The following is a 436-nucleotide window of genomic DNA, read 5'->3' as shown; positions in this document are numbered from 1 at the left end:
GCAGGATCTGGGTATGAAAGTGGTCGCTACCGGTACCAAAAAATCCACTGAAGAAGATAAGGCCCGCATCCGTGAGTTGATGGGGGATGACGTCAAAATGCTGGATGAGGGCAACCCCAAAGCCCTGTTGACCACTGTGCGGGATTATCAGGCCGATATTCTGATTGCCGGTGGTCGCAATATGTATACCGCCCTGAAAGCCCGTATCCCGTTTCTGGATATCAACCAGGAGCGTGAATTTGGCTATGCCGGCTATGACGGCATGCTGGAGCTGGTACGGCAGTTGGCGCTAACGATAGAAAGCCCGGTGTGGCAATCGGGTCGTCGGCCAGCACCGTGGGAAGCTACTGCCAGCCAGGGTGATCTGTTATCGGTACAGGAAGCGGGGGCAGGATTATGAATAATATTGTCAAGATGGCACCAGGCCAGTCTGGCG

Annotated in this window: 1 protein-coding gene; it reads left to right on the top strand. The window is 54.6% G+C overall.

Features of this window, described 5'->3' with window-relative positions:
- Positions 1–400, top strand: a 400-nt coding sequence (locus tag Q4563_RS16295; RefSeq protein ID WP_303605222.1) for a nitrogenase component 1, incomplete at its 5' end; no start/stop codon positions are given.
- Positions 401–436 lie beyond the last annotated feature (36 nt).

Source organism: Gilvimarinus sp. 1_MG-2023 (genome assembly GCF_030548285.1).
The sequence above is the reverse complement of the archived record's forward strand: the minus strand, read 5'-3'. Positions and strand labels throughout refer to the sequence as shown.